Below are 18530 nucleotides of genomic sequence, written 5' to 3' on the forward strand. Positions count from 1 at the left end.
CTACTTAGGCTTTTGGACGAAAAAATCCTCCGAGTCTGTTTACTACTTGCAAGACTGCGGGGTTAAGAAAATAAATTAATCCTGCATAAAGGATTCCTCCCAAAATAATGCCGATTGACACACTCCAGAGGATCTCAAGATTGATCGTAATCTGAATGAGATAAAACAAGCCACCAGCTCCGAGAACCGCCAAAGCAGGCTTTAGGATACTGGAGAGAAATTTTTTCAGTTCAAATGGAACCAGTTTATTCATGGCTGCCAACATAAATGGCAGAACAATTAATACTCCTATAACGCGCGAAAGAGCAATTCCTTCTATTCCATACTCTATTGCCAGGAAAAATAGTCCTATATAGAACAAAGATAAGAGGGAGTTGAACTTTAAGCTCAAATTCGGATTTCCAGTACTCAGATAGATCCCTTCAACAAAATGGGTAATGGTAAATAGCATACCCACTACGGCCAGGATTTGCATGGCTTCAATACTCGGTACCCAGGTATCTCCAAAGAAGAGGGGCACAACAAAAGGAGCCAGAGCTATTACGCCTGCAAAAACAGCAAAGGAAGCATATGAAGTATATTCTGTTGATTGATAGAATACAGAGATCAACTTATCCTTATCATCCTGTAATTTAGAATAAAGGGGAAGTATCACTTTATATATGGTGTTGGTAATGAGATCTGTGAGGGTGCTGAATACTTTGTAAGCGATGGCATAGTAGCCCAAAATTACCGGCCCCATAAAATAACCTACCAGCAAATCATCCATATGCCTGTTGAGGAAATAGACAATGTTGGTAAACATCATTTTATAGCCAAAGGAAAATATTTCCCAGAAAGCTGTCCAGGAGAAATACCATTTAGGCTTCCAGGGACTTTCCATCCAGATAACCAGGGTTTGAACAAAGCCAAAAACCAGGCGCTGAAATACCAGAGACCAAACTCCATAATCCAGGAGTGCCATTCCGATACCAACTGCTGCAGAAGCTAAACTGGCAATCAATCTTCTTTTGGCCAGGGCTTTAAACAAAAATTCCTTCTGCAAAATCCCTTCCTGAACTTTTGATAAAGAGTCAGTAATGAAGACCAAACCGGCAACCCGCAGAATCGGACTTAGTTCTGGTTCTTCAAAAAACCAGGCGATCAGGGGAGCAAACAAAAAAGTCAGGATAAAAAACAATACCCCCATGGCCAGATTGCCCCACAAAGTAGAACTCAGGTTTTCTTCTGTAAGATCAGGCTTTTGAACAATGGCCGTGATTACTCCGAATTCAACAAAGACAGTCGAGAAGCTCAAAAAGACCGTAGCGATAGCTACCAGGCCGAAAGCTTCCGGCCCTAATATTTTTGCAAGGAAGAAAAAGGTACCAATGGTGACTATTCGTAAGCCAAAATTATCTATGAAAGACCAAATGATTCCTTTAAAAGACTTCTCAAATAAACTCACCCGTGTTTTTGTATTATTGATTGCTTAAAGCAAGCAGGGAGAAGAAATCGCCTTCTCCAAATGGGAAAACAGCTCTGATGTCAATTGAATTGCTAAGAGCCTGGAAAGAACGCGATAAGTGAACAGGGAAATTAAAGCTGTGAGCGGGAAAAATTGCCATTTAGAGCTTCAACTCAATAAATCTGATGCGTATCAGCGAAATGAGGGCCCTAAGTGGGAAAAGAGATCTGCCCTTTCAAGCTCTTCTAAGCAAGCAGACCTCTTTTCTTTACCTATCAGGATACTTTCTCTACACGATCTACCCAGGAATCATGAATTTCCTGAAAGGTCGTCTTTAGATCTTTGGTAATGTCCCAGGAGGGATAATGCGCTTTCATTTTACTCAAATCAGAAATGTAGCACATATGATCACCTTTTCTATTGGTCTCATCATATACATATTTCATCTCTTTTCCAGAGATGCTTTCAATCAGTTTAAAAGCCTCCAAGATCGAAATAGAATTATCTCTCCCACCTCCAATATTATACACCTCAGCTACTCTGGGCGAATCTATAAAAGCCTGAACGAAACTCATCACATCATAAGAATGAATATTGTCTCGAACCTGTTTTCCTTTATAACCGAAGATGGTGTACTGGCGTTCTTCCAGATTACATCTGATCAAATAGCTCAGGAATCCATGTAGCTCCACTCCAGAATGATTTGGACCCGTCAGACATCCTCCACGCAGACAGGCAGTAGGAATGTCAAAATATCGACCGTATTCCTGCACCATCACATCTGCAGCAACCTTGGAAGCTCCAAAGATGGAGTGTTTGGACTGGTCTATACTAAAGCTTTCTTTGATTCCATTGTAATATTCTTCGTCTCCATAATCCCAACGCGTTTCCAACTCTACCAAATTCAGATTATTGGGAGCATCTCCATATACTTTATTAGTTGATAAGTGAACAAAGATAGCCTCTGGTGCTTGTTGGCGAGTGGCTTCCAGCAGATTGAGGGTACCTACTGCATTCACATCGAAATCATCATATGGCCTGCTCGCTGCCAGGTCATGGCTCGGCTGAGCTGCTGTATGAACGATTGCATAGGGTTTTACCTTTGCCCAAAAATCTACTACTCCTTTTCTATCTCTGATATCGAGCTCTACATGCTCAAAGTTTTTGAAACTATCAGAGAGTCTTTTTTGATTCCATCTTGTGTCTCCATTTGTGCCAAAAAAATCAGCACGCATATTATTATCAATGCCATACACTTGCCATCCGAGCTTGCAATAATGGCTAACAACTTCACTTCCTATTAGACCACTGGATCCTGTTACAATAATTTTTTTACTCATCCGAATTTATGTTGATTTATCTAGACATTTCAAAACGCTTGCCCATGAAAGCAGCTCTGATCTTTTGCTTAAAAAAGAGAAAAATGAATTGAGAGTTCGTGGAAAAATATCGTTTCCACAATCGATTGGGTTCCTGTATCAATCGAAACAACCACTCCAGCCCATTGTTTTGCATCCATGCCGGAGCTTGTTTTACTGTCCCTGCATGAAAATCAAAGGCGGCTCCAACGGCCATCATAGCTGCGTCAACTTTCCCCAGATGTGAAGCCACCCATTTTTCCTGTCGAGGGCAACCTCTCCCTACCAGTACAATATGAGCACCAGAGGCATTGATTTTCTCAATATCTTCCAGGTCTTCTTCAGCTGTTGCATCCCTAAACCTATCTATATGTATGCCACAGATACTTACGTTGGGATATTCTTTCCGTATGAAAGCCTCAAACTTATCCAGGGTAGATTCAGTACTTCCGTAGAGGTAAACATTTAATGCCTCACGATTGGCTTTTTCCAACACATGGAGGGTCAGAGTGGGCCCGTAAACACGGTCTTTCAATCCGACCTTATAAAAACTATTGAGCGCCCAGCGAACAGGTTGCCCATCCGGTACAACCAAATCGATCTCATTCACCATGTTTGCCAGCGAATTATCTCGGACCGACTCCATTAATCCATGAACAGCAAGTGCACTTACTCCATAACTGATCCGATTTTTGGCATGCTCAATGATAGCATCCGAGGCGGAATCATAATCAGCAATGGAATAGTTTACGGCAAATAGTTTCTTTTTATCTAATTTCATAATGATGGCAGCGTCCAGGATTAATATGCGTTATCGTCTCCTTTAAAAATGCTGGCAAAAGTTTTAAGTATGATTTTTACATCAAGGAAAAGGCTCCAGTTTTGGATGTACCAGGAATCCAGCTCCACTCGCTTTTTCATTTTGTCCGGATCAGAAGTTGTTTCGCCTCTGTATCCCTGAATCTGAGCCATACCGGTTATCCCAGGCGTGATATAGTATCTGAAGAAATAGTTCTGAATTTTCTTCGCATACATATCATTTAGCTGCAATGGGTGTGGACGAGGCCCAACTACGGACATATGCCCTAGAAATACATTGATGAATTGTGGAAATTCATCCAGACTTGTCTTCCGAAGGAAAGCCCCAATTTTTGTAATGCGAGGATCACCTTTGGTCGCCTGAACATATTTTTCAGAGAGATCATCTGCATTGCTAACCATCGTGCGGAACTTGATACAATTGAATGTACGGTTGTTCCGACCGGATCTTTTCTGCAAATAAAACAAGGGACCTGAAGAGCTCAGTTTGATTCCCAATCCTATGAAAAGTAGCATAGGAGGAAAAATTAAAACTAGGACCAGGAGGGAAAATATAATATCAAAAGCCCTTTTTATGAGTCGATTCATCCAGGAGGATAAAGGATCCTTTCTTAAGGTTATAATAGGGGTCTGATCATAAAAATAGACTTGTATATCTTTTTGATTTAAGAGGTTGAAATCATTTGCCAGCTTAAATCTTATATAATTGTTGTCCGCAAATTCTGATATATCTTCAATGATTCCTTTATAGGTAATGGGGAGAGTACAATAAATCTCTTTCACCTCATTGTGTGTACAAAATTCTTTGATTTTTCGCACTTGCTTGGCCACCTCTTCCTGGTTGGATTTTTTCGCCAGCGACTCCTCATCCACGGATTCCCAAAGTCTGTAAACCTTGGTCATTTTGGCGGTAAAGAAGTTGTAGAGGGCATTTGCCGTAGTTCCTGAACCAATAATAACAACCTTATAGTCCTTGAAAAACAGCCTGCGATAATTGTATACAAAGCTCAGAAGCATGCGGAAGGTGAAAATCATCACCAAAGCGCAGGTATAGGTTGTCAATGCACCCGCGCTCGTAATAAGCTCCTCTGAAAAGAGACTTAAACAGAATAAAATGATTACTGTATGAAATAGGAAGGTATAGGCCAGCTTGATAAGCATCGGCCTTCGGTCAAATAAAGACTCGGTATCATATTGACCAGTCAATGCAGAAATACTAGACCAGGCAAACAGGAATATCAATCCCCATGCAATTTGATAATCTGGAAATGTGCCGCTCCAATTCGAACCAATCTGGAAAGCAAGCCATGCAGCACAAAACATAATTACGCTTTCTCCCAAAAAGACTAACAGCTTAAAGATCAAGAATGCGTAATTATATGTGTATTTTTCCATGATTAGTTAAGACGGTTTAGGATAGGGTATGTGTTGCATGGCACCCTAAAAAGCACCAAATGAAATAGAAAAACCCTTCTTAATTCAAGTTGTGACATTCTTATTGTTATCGCTTTAATAAATCCCTCAAAAAGGGAAATATTTCTATTATAGATTAAGCTTACAATTTGTAGGATCCCCGATAGATAGAACTTTTCCTAGCGCATTTGAACAATTAATCATCTTTCATTATCCCCACTTTCCAAAGAAAAACAAATTCTCGTCAATGATCAATTATTATTTTAATATGTGCGTAAAATTACGATAACAAATTCTATCCGATAATTTATTACAGTTTATTTAGACATTATTATTGCGTGAACGGCAAATTTGGTCCATCCAATAGATCCAGAGTCTTTGGAACTAAAGAATAGTTTTTGACAATAAAATATCTAATCGCGTCCGAGAATCTTGTGGGAAAAGGCTTTCCTTCTTTGATTTTAGATTTCATATAAATTGGGTTGTGCACAAAAAAACCAGGTAGATGTATGTATTATACGTATATATAACGATATACAATTAAAAAATTACATAAACCGTTTATATAAAGAACGAAAAATTCATGTGATTTTTCAACAACTTTTGTGAATAAATCGGGAAAAACAATGCATAATTATTCACTTATTCTTAATTTTAGCCCTGAGTTTGGGTAAATTTGGCTTTTGGCCTGATCCTTAAAATCTAAGAAAGCGCAGTTAGTCCACGATAAATACCAAATCTTCTTACCCATATAAATGGCCTTAAACACAGTAATTTATACCTAAATATGAAAATACATCTTAGCAATCTCAGGTATCGAGACTACTTATTCACAACCACCTTTGCCATAAAAAAAATGAACTTTGCGTCTGCATTTTTTCATTAGTCTACGTTTAACTAACCAAAAGCAATAGTTTGTTTAAGCACTGATTATCACAATTGGCAATTGTATACTGACCGATATCATACATTTATAATCAGCTCCTGCTTCAAAAAAGAAACTGTTTTTATAGAGTTAGTAACTTTATCTTCATTTCAAGTTTATTCTAGTTTCAATTCACGCCTTAAAAATTTTTAAAACATGGGCATATATGACCGAGATCACTTACCCTTAAATGAATACCTAGGGTTTGCTATCAAAAAGTGGTACATCTTTCTCATTTCATTAGCTCTATGTACTGCAGTAGCTATTCTTGTTATAAAGGCTACTCAACCGGTCTATCAGGTACGTGCGCAAATACACCTTGATGGAGGCGATTCTAATTCAAAGAATGAAGTCCTTATGAAAGAGATGGAAATCTTTGAAGCAGGAACCAGTGTAAGTGATCAGATTAGCATCATTTCATCAAATACCTTAATAGAAAAGGTAATTGATCAAATGAATGTTGGCATCTCCTATTTTGAAACTGCAGATTTCAAAAAGGTGATTGATCCCAAATTCAGTCCATTCGCCATAATATTGGATAGCACTCATATTCAACCCGTAGAATATGGAATTAATGTTTCAACCAATGATGACGGGACGTACAACATAAGCATCAAGGGCGGTGAAGCGACCATGTACTTACTAAACAAAGATGAATTGTTGCGGGAAGTGGAAATGCCCGATTTTGAAACTGTGGCAAAAAATGACGAATGGATAGAAACCAAACATTTCAAATTCAAACTCCAGAAAAACCCCGAATGGGAGATTTTTGAAGATAGTGAATACTCCTGCGTTATAAATAGCAAATTCAAACTCATCAGAGAGTTTCAGGAAAAAGTGAACATCCAACCCATTTCTGACAAGTCAAGTATCGTAGAGCTGGTTGCTGAAGGTTCCTTAATCCATCAGGAAAAAACCTTCCTCAACACCATCATGGAGACTTACATCAAGGATCGTGTAGAGAAAAAGGTAGCCCATGCGATGGAAACCCTGAATTTTATCGATCAGGCCATTGCTGCGGCTAATGATACCCTGAAGCAGAACGAAAGAAGCCTGGAAAATTTTCGTACAAACAGCAATATCATAGATGTTGAAGCTACTTCCAGTTTGCTGAAAGAGCAACAACTCAAATTGGAAGAGAAGAACGATAATCTAGCATTGAAGATTCAAAACTACCGGGATATTCTAAATGTACTGAATAACCAAAAAGATAAAACAGATGCTATGGCTCCGACTGCTCAGCAGATCGGTGATGTTTTCTTACAGAACCTATTACTTACACTTGCCGACCTTCAAAGGCAAAAAGCAATTGATGAGTTGACTGCTATTTCGACCAGTCAACAGATTCAACAGCTGGATGTACAGATCAATAGCACCGTAGCGACTATTACGGATCATGTGAATAGCACCTTGGTGAGTTTGAGAAAAGAGAGAAATCTGGTGGTAAGTCGATTGGGTAAAACCAATTCTGAATTGTCCAGAATTCCAATAAATGAGAAAAAACTCAACAAAATTGAAAGGAATTCTGAATTTGCTGACGAAAATTATAAATACCTCGTTCAAAGGAGAGCTGAAGCCAGATTGGCACTTTCCAGTGAAGATACAGAGACTTATATCGTAGATGAGGCTGAGCTCGTGAGTAACGAACCTGTTTCCCCTAACAAACTCATTGTTTTCTGCTTCGCATTCATTCTGGGAATTACTCTCCCAATCCTGGGCAAAGTATCCTATGACTTGCTCAACAATAAAGTGATGAGCAGAAGAGATTTGGAGTTATCTACTGATATTCCGGTTCTGGGTATGGTTGTAAAATCAGACCTATGGAACCGTGTGGTATCTCCCAATACGTCTCAAACACGTTTGGCAGAAAGTTTCCGTTCTGCGAGAATCCAGCTCAACTACCTTTTTTCCAAGGATGAGGAAAATCCAAAAAAGGTAATTGGCTTTACATCTTCCAGTCCGAATGAAGGAAAATCATTCTGTGCGGCAAACTTTGCCAGTACCCTGGCATTGAGTGGAAAGAAAACCGTATTGGTTGACCTTGACCTGAGAAAACCAGATCAAAAAGAATACTTCACCTACGATAATTCGGTAGGTCTTCACGGATACCTGACAGGATCTTATCGCTACACCGATATCCTGACAAAGATTCAGAACATTGATAATCTATGGATCTTCCCTTCAGGGCCTGCTTTTCACAATTCTTTGGACCTTTTGGATTCGAAAAAATTCACAAGATTGGTGAGCAGCCTACGTAAACGCTTTGATTATGTAATTTTTGATACCCCTCCTATTGGGCATACATCAGATTACTACATCATCAAAGATATGGTAGACTTTACCGTCTATGTTGTCAGACATAATCTTACAAGCATCAAAGCGCTGGAGCTGGTCAATCAACTCTACCAGGACAATGCCCTGGGTGACATGGGAATACTGGTAAATGGTGTAAAAGATGTTGAAGAATACAATTACGGACAAGGTACTTCTTATAGCTATAGCAAAAATGGGTACCAGTATGCTTCTCAGAATGGAACTCAAAAAAACTTAAAAGACCGTTTGCTCGAGAAAATATGGAAGTAATACGGTGACTTTTTCAACAGCAAGAATCTAAATATGTGAGGATGCATTTGGATTCTTGCTGTTTTTCTTTTGAAATTTCTTTAATATTGCAGCTTTAATCCCCTGTGCTTTTCCCATTTAACCTTAATGAGAATTTTATAGAACAAATTCCTTGAGTTTGTTCTTATAAAGGTAGACAAAAACGCAGGCCCTTTCATGCTAAAATTTTTTCTAAAAAACCCAATTTCCCTTTGGCTCCACTGGTGGTTTAATACAGTGGCGATCAAACTGAGAAACTCATCCAATAACCTACATATTGGGTACTTGAGTAGTATCAAAGGCTGTACTTTTGACCAATATAATTCTATTGCAGAAGGTGTGACCCTGCGGAATGTCAAAATGGGATTCGCCTCTTATATAGCCCGCAATTCTCGCTTAAAAGACGTTGAAATAGGGAAATTTTGCTCCATTGGCCCCAACGTAATGGTCAACCAGGGAGAACATCCCAGCACAGGACATGTATCTACTCATCCCGCCTTTTATTCATCCGGCAAACAAGCAGGATTTAGTTTTACCTCTGTAGACTTATTTGAAGAATACGGCCCGGTAAAAATTGGACATGATGTCTGGATCGGAGCAAACACCCTGATTCGTCCTGGTGTAACTATCGGCAATGGTGCTATCATCGCCGCCGGAGCCATCGTAACCAAAGATGTTGAAGCCTACAGCATTGTAGGAGGAATACCAGCCAAATTTATCCGTTCTAGATTTAGCCATGAGGAAATCCGAGAGCTCAATTTAGCCCAATGGTGGAACTGGGATTTTGATAAGCTAAAAAAGGAAAGCAAAAATTTCACCTCTATAGGTAGTTTTATTAACCAATTAGGAGTAAAAGGTTTTGCTTTGAAAAATTAAAGGCTATATTTTCGCCACATAACAATTAGGTATAACCTGGCCTAAAGTTTCAAAGACCTTTGTCATAATGCATGATACTTAATCCAGGTAGGTTGACCTGGGGTAATAATATTTTATTAAGATTTAGCAATAAGATAGCAATAATCTTGTGGGGTATTTATTGTAAACCACCAAGTTTTCGTGGAGTCTTTGCACAAACCAATCCGAATTCAATCACTTTGTCCTAAAACGAATTCATCGGTTTGCTTTTTCTCTTTCAAAAGAGAGAGTTATACCCTATGGGACATGATACAAGCATTCAATCACTACTTATAAAATCAGCACATGAAAGTCGTAATTTTTGCCGGTGGATTCGGAACAAGGATAAGCGAAGAAAGCGGTATCAGACCAAAGCCCATGGTCGAAATAGGTGGCAAGCCTATCCTTTGGCATATCATGAAAATCTATTCCCATTACGGAATAAATGAATTTATTATTTGTTGTGGCTATAAAGGCTATGTAATCAAGGAGTACTTCTCCAATTACTTCCTCCATATGTCGGATGTTACATTTGACATGTCTAATAACAGTATGGAAGTACACAGGGGAAGTGCAGAACCCTGGAAAGTCACCCTGGTGGATACAGGTGAAAACACCATGACTGGAGGTCGACTAAAGCGAGTCAAAGAGTATGTTAATAATGAAAGCTTCTGCCTGACTTATGGAGATGGAGTTTCCAATGTTAATATCAAAGAGTTGATTGCTTTCCATAAAGAACAGGGCACACAAGCTACCTTGACAGCCGTAATGCAGCCAGGACGTTTTGGTGCATTCACCCTGGGTGAAGGACAACATCGGGTTCCTCAATTCAGAGAAAAACCTCAAGGCGATGGTACAGAAGGTGCCATGATCAATGGAGGATTTTTTGTTTGTGAACCCAGCGTTTTTGATCTGATAGAAGGAGATAGCACTATTTGGGAAAGAGGTCCGCTTGAACACCTTGCTGAAAGTGGGCAGCTATCTGCATTCCGCCACAAAGGTTTCTGGCAAGCCATGGATACCCTTCGCGACAAAAATCACCTGGAAGAGTATTGGCTAAAAGGAGAAGCCCCCTGGAAAGTATGGTAATCTAGCTCTATAAAGTTCTATTATTTTATTTATTGAAAATACGCTAATGAAATTTACTGAAACTCCCCTAAAAGGTGCCTTTCTAATCGAGCTTGAAGCAAGAAAAGATGAAAGAGGAATGTTTGCCAGAGTTTTCTGCAAACGCGAATTTGAAGAACACGGAATTAATCCTACTGTGGTTAATACCAATATGTCCCGAAGTAGATACAAAGGAACTTTGAGAGGCATGCATTTTCAAAAGGCCCCTTATGGAGAATGTAAACTTGTTCGTTGTACCCGGGGAAGTCTCTATGATGTCATTATTGACTTGAGACAAGATTCCCCTTCCTATAAGCAATGGTATGGAGTGGAGTTGACGCAGGATAATGATAAAATGCTTTTCCTTCCAGAAGGATTTGCTCACGGATTTATTACCCTGGAAGATCATACCGAGGCTACTTATCAGGTATCTCAATTCTATTCTCCCGATTATGAAGGAGGAGTACGATATAATGATCCTGCTTTTAATATTGAGTGGCCCCTTGAGCCTACCGTATTATCTGACAAGGACGCCAACTGGCCTGATTACACTTCTGAACTAATTATTATCTAAACTATGATCATTGTAGATACAGCACTAGAGAAACTTGCTTCTGAAAATAAGTCTATTAAAGTGGCGATGATCGGTGCCGGTTTTATGGGCCGGGGAGTTGCTCTCCAAATCGCTCAGTACACCAAGGGCATTGAATTGGTAGCCATTAGCAATCGCAATATTGAAAAGGCTAAACAAGCCTGGACTGAAGCGGGAGTCGAAGATTTTGTTTCTGTCGATTCACAAAAAGCTGCCGAGGAGGCAATCCATTCCGGGAAAGCCGTCATTTCTCAAGACCCCTTCCTTCTCTGTAGAGCAGGCAATGTCGATGTTGTAGTAGACGTAACCGGTGCAGTAGAATTTGGTACTCTCCTTGCCATGGAGTGTATCAATAACGGCAAACATATCGTCTCCATGAATGTGGAAGTAGATGCGACCATCGGACCGATTCTGAAAACTTATGCCGATAAAGCCGGAGTCGTGATGACAATCGCGGACGGAGATCAGCCTGGGGTACAGATGAATCTATATCGCTTTGTACAGGGATTGGGAGTAAAGCCGGTACTTTGCGGAAATATCAAAGGCCTGCATGACCCATACAGAAATCCAACCACCCAGGAAGGATTCGCAAAGAAGTGGGGACAAAATCCTAGCATGGTGACTTCTTTTGCTGATGGAAGTAAAATTTCTTTCGAACAAGCCAGTGTAGCAAATGGCACAGGGATGCTTGTTGGCCAGAGAGGGATGTTCGGTCCGGAAGTAGAAAGAGGTACCCCGGTAGAACAGATCGGAGGAGAATATCCGCTCGAAAAATTATTGGAAGGCCCTGGAATCGTAGACTATGTAGTAGGTGCAGTTCCCGCTCCAGGTATTTTTATCTTCGGCACCCACGAACATCCAAAAATGCAACACTACCTCAAACTGTATAAATTGGGTGATGGACCTTTGTATTGCTTTTACACTCCCTATCACCTCTGTCATTTTGAGGTACCTAGCAGTATAGGCAGAGCTGTTTTGTTCAATGATGCTACCCTGGCTCCTAAAGACAAGCCATATGTAGACGTTGTAACTGCGGCCAAGATCGATTTGAAAGCGGGTCAGACCCTTGATGGAATTGGACATTATCACACCTATGGACTTTGTGAAAATGCCGATACGACTATAGCTGAAAATCTTCTCCCACTGGGAATTGCTGAAGGAGCCGTTCTTAAGAACGACATTCCAAAAGATAAGGTATTGACTTATGCAGATGTAATCCTTCCTGAAGATAGCCTGAGCGCTAAGCTTCGCAGAGAACAGGATCAGGTTTTCTTTAAAACCGGGCAACCTGCCTAAGTTGACTTCTCAATAAAAAAAGCCTGTCTGAAGTTCAGACAGGCTTTTTTTTATTACGCCCGTAACTAAACTGCTCATAATGAGGCATGAACTGCCAATTTCAAGCTGGCAAATACAAACAGAAATCGGTAAATTATATATCCAAACTCACTCCTGAATCCATGTAAAACAAGCGCTATTACTAAGCATCTTCTGCGGCATTTGCAGAGGAGCAGGCTTTTGAATTTCAATCATGTAGCTAACAAGCTGTAAAACGTCTGGCTTATATGGAATTTATCAGAAAAATCTTTCTTCCCTTAATTGTCCTTAGTTTTTTTCCTCTGGCCTCTTATTGTCAAAGCAAAATTTTGCCTTTGGGTAACTCCATCACACAGGCAGAAAATAATGGAGGCAGTAATCAATACAATAGTTACCGAAGGCCCCTTTGGCTCCTTTTCCAAAATGCAGGAACCAGCGTTGACTTTGTGGGTTCCATGACCAAGTCCTTTAACAATGTAAACCCTCCCAACAATGACTTCGACTGGGATCATGAGGGGCACTGGGGATGGCGAGCTGATGAAATTCTCAATGGAAAACCTGGCCAGGGTAGTTTATCAAGCTGGCTGAGCGGATATACGCCAGATATCGCTTTGATCCATTTGGGAACCAATGATGCTATTGCCAATCAAACGGCCAATTCAACCATATCCGAGCTTGGAAGTATTATCGATGATCTACGCGCTGATAATCCCAATGTAGAAGTATACCTGGCCAAGATCATCTATTCCACCCGTTCAGATTGGAATACGCGCATAGATGCCATCAATGCACTCATACCCGGGCTCGCCAGTTCCAAAAATACCGCCAATAGTCCAGTTACGGTTGTGGATATGAATGCGGTCATTGATCCTTCCATACATCTTTATGACCGCGCACATCCCAATACGACGGGAGAACAAATCATGGCTCAGACATGGTATAATGCCATCACCTCAGCCCTTCCCATTAGCTTGCAATCCTTTTCTGCGAAAATAGATCAGAGGAAGGTAGAACTTGCCTGGTCGACTGCTACTGAATTGAATAGTAAAGCTTTTGAGGTAGAGATGAGAGCTGATGATCAGGAAGAGTTTGAGTCGATAGCTCAGTTAGCGGCAGCAGGACATAGCAATATTATCCGGAACTATCGTTTTCGTACGGATGATCTGGAAGCAAAACGCTACCTCTTTCGACTAAAAATGATCGATATAGATGGAAGTTATGAATACAGCAAAAGCCTTGAAGTCAGGATGGCATCCGCTTTCATCCGTAGCTACTTAAGCACTCCTCAAGAACTCCAGCTAGAACTTCTTCAAAACTGGTCTGGAAGGCTTCGACTGGAAATTTTCAATATCATGGGGCAAAAGGCCTTTGAAACAAAGCTTGATCCCCGGGCTGGCAAACAGCTCATTCCCCTTTCCTTAAGTCAGGGAATCTACCAGATCAGTATCCTATCCAGCAGAGGGATCATACAAAGTCAAAGAATTCAGATCGACTAAGTAGAGCTAAACATATTTTTCAACTTGACAGGAGTTCCCAAATCCACAAAGGAGCCTTCGTCAAAGCAAACGCTGGAAACCTTCATTCCGGCCTTTGCAGCTTCCAGGATTACATGCCCTGGATAGGTCTCCGGAGCATCGGGATTTGTCAGGAATTTCTTTTCATCTTCTTTCAGATATTCATGCATGAAGTTGGAAAAATCGGGTTTCCAGGCGGCCATCCCCCATGAATAGTGCAAATTCGTTTCCCGTGGCTTTACCTGAATATCCAAAACATCTCCATTTGCATCGATTCCTACCATATCACTCTTCGTCTTCTGAACTTCATCATGTATTGGAAACAATCCCAGGACTACATCAGCATCTACTTCCTTAAGCTTATCCACCAAATGCTTATAAGCGTCCGCAGGATCTACCAGCATATCCGGAAAACCTAATAGACAAATGGCATCCTGAACATAGGAATGGGCCTGATCCAGGGTATAGGGAATTCCGAATGGGCGATTCATGATCAAATAGGCCATCTGAGTCCCAAATTCGGAACCATCGCCATAGTAATTGGGAATGTCCCATTTGCCTTTACGAATGATAAAGAAAATTCGGGAGGCTCCAGCTTCTATATAGGCATCAACAGTATTTTGAGAAATCACTCTGGGAGCTTCCTGCCCATTAGCCATTTGTTGAAATGCAATGGGCATTACTTCTTTGCTACAGGGTATGGGTTGAATTCGACTTGCCTTTCCGGATGCAGGGATCAATCCAATTATCTCTAATTCTTTACTCATAGGTCCGCTATTCAGATTGTGTAACTTTTTTTTGATTTAAGAATCAATTTTCATGCTAATTGAACAATAAATTTCATTTAATTGCAGCTATTCACGCAAGTTTAAATTTAAGACGAGATATCATAATATTGGCAGGTATTTTGCAGCAACATTCTTGCAAGGCAAACAGTTAAAGAAAGCGCGACAGGAATGAATACGGACCTCCAGACGCACGCAAAGGCGCTGGTTTCAATAGCAATCCCTACGATGAATCGGAGGCATGATCTTCCGACCTCCATCAACTCTGTTCTAAATCAAGATTATCATAATATTGAACTTATCATTTCTGATAATGGTTCGACAGATGACACGCCTGAATTTTGTCGTGAACTGGCTGAAAGGGACCCAAGGGTCAAATACATCCGGCATGAAGAAAATCTGGGACTGATTCCTAACTGGAATTATGCTTTGCATGCTTCAGAAGGGAAATACTTCATGTGGTTGGGGGATGACGACTGGATAGAACCAGGCACCCTAAAAACCTATGTAGATTTTCTGGAAGCGAATCCAGCGTATTCTTTGGTAAGTGGGGAAATTTTGTACTGGCAGGAAGGAAAATGTGTTCGCGTAGAAAGTGGCCTGAGCCAGGAGGACAAAGTACCTGCATCGAGAAGCACCAACTATTACGGAAAAGTCATCGATGGCGCTATGGTGTATGGCTTATGTAGAACTGATTTGGCCAAAAAGATTGAGCAGGAAAACGGCATTGGTCCTGACTGGCATTTCGTCGCAGCTATGGCTTTTCAGGGTAAAATCAAACAATTGAATTTTATCAGCTATAATAAAGTTTTAGGCGGAAATTCGGCCAGTTATAAGCGTTATGCCCAGATCATGGGAGTAAATGAGTGGTGGGGATATGCACCCTTCATCAAAATTGCCCTGGATGTATTGGAGGTGATCAAACACAAGTATCCCGTATATCAGACACTCAGCAAATCCAAAAGATCTTTGCTTGCCTATCAGGCTTTTCTGGGGGTGTTGAAAAATTTCTATATAAACAGATATCCCTATATCATTGGGGGAAAGTTCCTACGCGCAATAGGCATCAAAACCCCAAATGAAAAGAGAATAGAAGATTTGCAAAAAGTTGTAAAGCAGGTCTAATTACTTGCCCGCTGTAGCATTGGGATTGGCTTCCAGCATAGATCTCAAAGAAACTTCCTTCACAATATCATTACTCAGGCTATCCGGCCCTCCATAGACCAAATGTGATTCATCACAAAAGAGTGAATCCGCATAGCTATGTTTGCTATGCATATCTACAAAGGTCTGTCCACTACTTTCAATTATTTCACGCGTCCGCTGGGTATGCTCCCGAATAAATTGCTTGCAGGCTTCATCCTCACAATTTGGTTTCTTCTTCATAGGAGAAGCAACAAAAACCAATGGAGTTGATTGTGATTTGCTGAATTCGCAGAGCTTTTTGAGCTCCTCATATTGGTAGTCCTCCGTAACTTTGATGAGGTTTTCATCATAGCGGAACCACTGGAAATTTTCTTTTTTGGTTACCAGATTTGATCCTCCCCACTCATCCATCAAAAGGTGTATTCTCATTTCCGGTCTGGCAAATTTCGTATACTTATTTCGGGTTCTTTTTCTTTGAAGCAGGCTGTAGAGGTCGGAATTTTTAAAATAAAAATAAGGCTTCCGCTGATTATTGATATACCAGGAAAATTCCTCTGTTGTACACATGCCTACTTTTTGCTTCTCAAAATCCATAGGACCAGAAGCTATCAGTACTACCTTAGGTTGATATTTCTCCAATAGCACGGGTAGCATGATATTCAGGTCTTGCATCGTCAATCCCCAGGATGAGAAGTTGTAATAGGTATAATCTTTCCCCAAATACTCCTGCATCGCTTTCGACCCGATATTGTTAAGGGCTATAGAAGAACCTACACAAAGCACATCAACTTTCTCCAGATTTGCTTCGGCGATCAGGTCCGCCTTATAATCAAAACTCACGCTATCTGTCAATAAAGGCTTTATATCTGTCTTATTTAATAACAGATATAATCCTAGCAGAGGAATAGTTCCCATCAAGGCAAATAATCCAAACTTTTTAAGGTAGGTCTCCATGCTAAAACTGAAAATAAATGAATTCGCTGCTACTAAATGATCTAAAGAATATTATGCTATAAATAAGTACCCAATATACGCTCCACTTGAGCCATACGGGTAGCTTGTTAAATCGACGCATCACTTCTACTTTTGACATGATGTATTCAACCACACAGATAAAGCCGATGCCTGAAAATGCCAGAAATAAATCCCAAATGGTCATGCCTAAACTTGCACCGCTTGCGGATTCGAGGTAAAGAGAAATTTGCATCAATTTCACAGTATCCCAAAAGGCTACTAATTCCGGCCCTATACCGCTAAACAAATGGGTACAGATATAGAAGGCATCCTGAACGGTGTTTGCTCTAAAGAATATCCACCCCAGACATACCAGACTGAAAATCATCAATACATCTACCGTCTTCATCATCAGACTTCCGTCCTTTAGCCCCAGAAGCTTGTTGCCTCTCGCTCTCAAAGGTGCCAGCAAAATGGAAGCAACCAAATAGGCTCCATGCAAACCTCCCCATATAACAAAGGTCCAGTTGGCTCCATGCCAGAGCCCACTTACGAGGAAGGTTATGATGAGGTTGTAATACCATCTCCATTTTACTACCCGATTTCCTCCCATAGGAATGTATACATAATCCCTGAACCAGGTGGAAAGAGAAATATGCCAGCGTTTCCAAAACTCTGAAATGCTTTTGGAGAAGTAGGGCGTTCGGAAATTGGTCATGAGGTCATAGCCCATAACTCTGGCTGCCCCAATCGCTATATCTGAGTATCCAGAGAAATCACAATAGATCTGGAAGGCAAAAAAGAAGGTAGCCAACATCAGGCTCACTCCTCCAAATTCCGTAGGATCATTATAAACGGAATTTACGAGAACCGCCAAACGGTCTGCAACGACCACTTTTTTAAACATCCCCCAAAGCATCTGCCGCAGGCCGGAATTGACCCTGGCCGATTCGAACTTGAATACTTTATGAAATTGAGGGAGAAGATTGCTTGCCCTTTCGATAGGTCCTGCTACCAATTGCGGGAAGAAGGAGACAAAGAGGGCAAAAATACCCAAATGCTTTTCCGGTTTGAGATTACCATTGTAAACATCGACTGAATAGCTGAGGGTTTGAAAGGTATAAAAGGAAATTCCCATAGGCAGGATGAGCTCAAAAGTGGGCCCATGATAGGTAGCGCCGAAAGATTCGACGACTGTCCGCAGGGAATCATTAAAAAATCCAAAGTATTTGAAGGAGAAAAGAATGCCCAGATTGGAAAGCAAACTGGCATATAGATAAGGTCTTCGTTTTTTCTTCTCCTCGATCTCTCCCATTTTTCTACCGCAGTAATAATCGATCAGGGTAGAAATCACGATTAATAAAATGTACTCTGGCTTCCAGGCCATATAAAAATAATAGCTGGCCGCCAGTAATAACGCCCACCTATACTGAGGACGCATAATGAAATAAAGCAGGATTACGGTAGGGAAAAACCAGAGAAACTCTAGTGAGTTAAATAGCATGTTGCGCGCGCATTAATTCAATGGCTGATTTGAGGTAAATATTCACCTGTAAACATTTAAAACTCTCTACCTCAAACTTATTTATTCTCCTAAGGCAATTATCTCCAGAAAGAGAAATTGATGCTGTACAATAGAAAAATGTGCTGTATTTAAATTA

The 18530-nt window shown here is 40.6% G+C and carries 14 protein-coding genes; 7 read left to right on the forward strand and 7 right to left on the reverse strand.

The window, feature by feature from the left end:
• Positions 1 to 4: 4 nt before the first annotated feature.
• From R8P61_21505 to R8P61_21520, 4 genes are all read right to left on the reverse strand, one after another.
• Positions 5 to 1447, reverse strand: coding sequence for a lipopolysaccharide biosynthesis protein (locus R8P61_21505; protein ID MDW3649661.1), 1443 nt, complete (start codon positions 1445 to 1447; stop codon positions 5 to 7).
• 275 nt (positions 1448 to 1722) lie between these two features.
• The gene (locus R8P61_21510) at positions 1723 to 2787 is read right to left on the reverse strand and encodes an NAD-dependent epimerase/dehydratase family protein (protein ID MDW3649662.1); all 1065 of its coding nucleotides are present in this window, start codon (positions 2785 to 2787) and stop codon (positions 1723 to 1725) included.
• Positions 2788 to 2803: 16 nt separating this feature from the next.
• Positions 2804 to 3586 (reverse strand): WecB/TagA/CpsF family glycosyltransferase, encoded by a 783-nt coding sequence (locus R8P61_21515; GenBank protein ID MDW3649663.1) that lies wholly within the window; start codon positions 3584 to 3586, stop codon positions 2804 to 2806.
• Between the two features lie 20 nt (positions 3587 to 3606).
• A complete protein-coding gene (locus R8P61_21520) occupies positions 3607 to 5019 on the reverse strand; it encodes an undecaprenyl-phosphate glucose phosphotransferase (GenBank protein MDW3649664.1) in 1413 nt (470 codons plus the stop codon).
• Positions 5020 to 6118: 1099 nt separating this feature from the next.
• Between R8P61_21520 and R8P61_21525 the strand changes: the two genes are divergently transcribed.
• The 6 genes from R8P61_21525 to R8P61_21550 all read left to right on the forward strand — a co-directional run bounded on the left by R8P61_21525 (position 6119) and on the right by R8P61_21550 (position 13966).
• A complete protein-coding gene (locus R8P61_21525) occupies positions 6119 to 8545 on the forward strand; it encodes a polysaccharide biosynthesis tyrosine autokinase (GenBank protein ID MDW3649665.1) in 2427 nt (808 codons plus the stop codon).
• Between the two features lie 195 nt (positions 8546 to 8740).
• Complete coding sequence (locus tag R8P61_21530; GenBank protein MDW3649666.1) at positions 8741 to 9439, forward strand: CatB-related O-acetyltransferase; 699 nt, start codon at positions 8741 to 8743, stop codon at positions 9437 to 9439.
• A 324-nt stretch (positions 9440 to 9763) separates the two neighbouring features.
• Positions 9764 to 10546: a glucose-1-phosphate cytidylyltransferase gene (rfbF, locus tag R8P61_21535; GenBank protein MDW3649667.1), complete on the forward strand. Its 783-nt coding sequence runs from the start codon at positions 9764 to 9766 to the stop codon at positions 10544 to 10546.
• A 46-nt stretch (positions 10547 to 10592) separates the two neighbouring features.
• On the forward strand, positions 10593 to 11138 hold the full coding sequence (gene rfbC, locus R8P61_21540) for a dTDP-4-dehydrorhamnose 3,5-epimerase (protein MDW3649668.1): 546 nt from the start codon (positions 10593 to 10595) through the stop codon (positions 11136 to 11138).
• Between the two features lie 3 nt (positions 11139 to 11141).
• Entirely contained in the window at positions 11142 to 12452 is a 1311-nt protein-coding gene (locus R8P61_21545) for a Gfo/Idh/MocA family oxidoreductase (GenBank protein ID MDW3649669.1), read from the forward strand.
• Positions 12453 to 12805: 353 nt separating this feature from the next.
• The gene (locus R8P61_21550) at positions 12806 to 13966 is read left to right on the forward strand and encodes an SGNH/GDSL hydrolase family protein (GenBank protein ID MDW3649670.1); all 1161 of its coding nucleotides are present in this window, start codon (positions 12806 to 12808) and stop codon (positions 13964 to 13966) included.
• Here the strand turns inward: R8P61_21550 and R8P61_21555 are convergent.
• On the reverse strand, positions 13963 to 14751 hold the full coding sequence (locus R8P61_21555) for a dTDP-glucose pyrophosphorylase (protein ID MDW3649671.1): 789 nt from the start codon (positions 14749 to 14751) through the stop codon (positions 13963 to 13965). The two genes, R8P61_21550 and R8P61_21555, sit on opposite strands and share 4 nt — an antisense overlap.
• 189 nt (positions 14752 to 14940) lie before the next feature.
• On the opposite strand from R8P61_21555, the gene R8P61_21560 reads away from it, so the two are divergent.
• Entirely contained in the window at positions 14941 to 15894 is a 954-nt protein-coding gene (locus R8P61_21560; GenBank protein ID MDW3649672.1) for a glycosyltransferase family 2 protein, read from the forward strand.
• Here R8P61_21560 and R8P61_21565 read toward each other — a convergent pair whose 3' ends face one another.
• Positions 15895 to 16869: a hypothetical protein gene (locus R8P61_21565; GenBank protein MDW3649673.1), complete on the reverse strand. Its 975-nt coding sequence runs from the start codon at positions 16867 to 16869 to the stop codon at positions 15895 to 15897.
• A gap of 1 nt (position 16870) precedes the next feature.
• Positions 16871 to 18373, reverse strand: coding sequence for an MBOAT family O-acyltransferase (locus R8P61_21570; GenBank protein ID MDW3649674.1), 1503 nt, complete (start codon positions 18371 to 18373; stop codon positions 16871 to 16873).
• Positions 18374 to 18530: the final 157 nt, after the last annotated feature.

It is taken from the genome of Bacteroidia bacterium, assembly GCA_033391075.1.
Lineage (GTDB): Bacteria > Bacteroidota > Bacteroidia > J057 > J057 > JAWPMV01.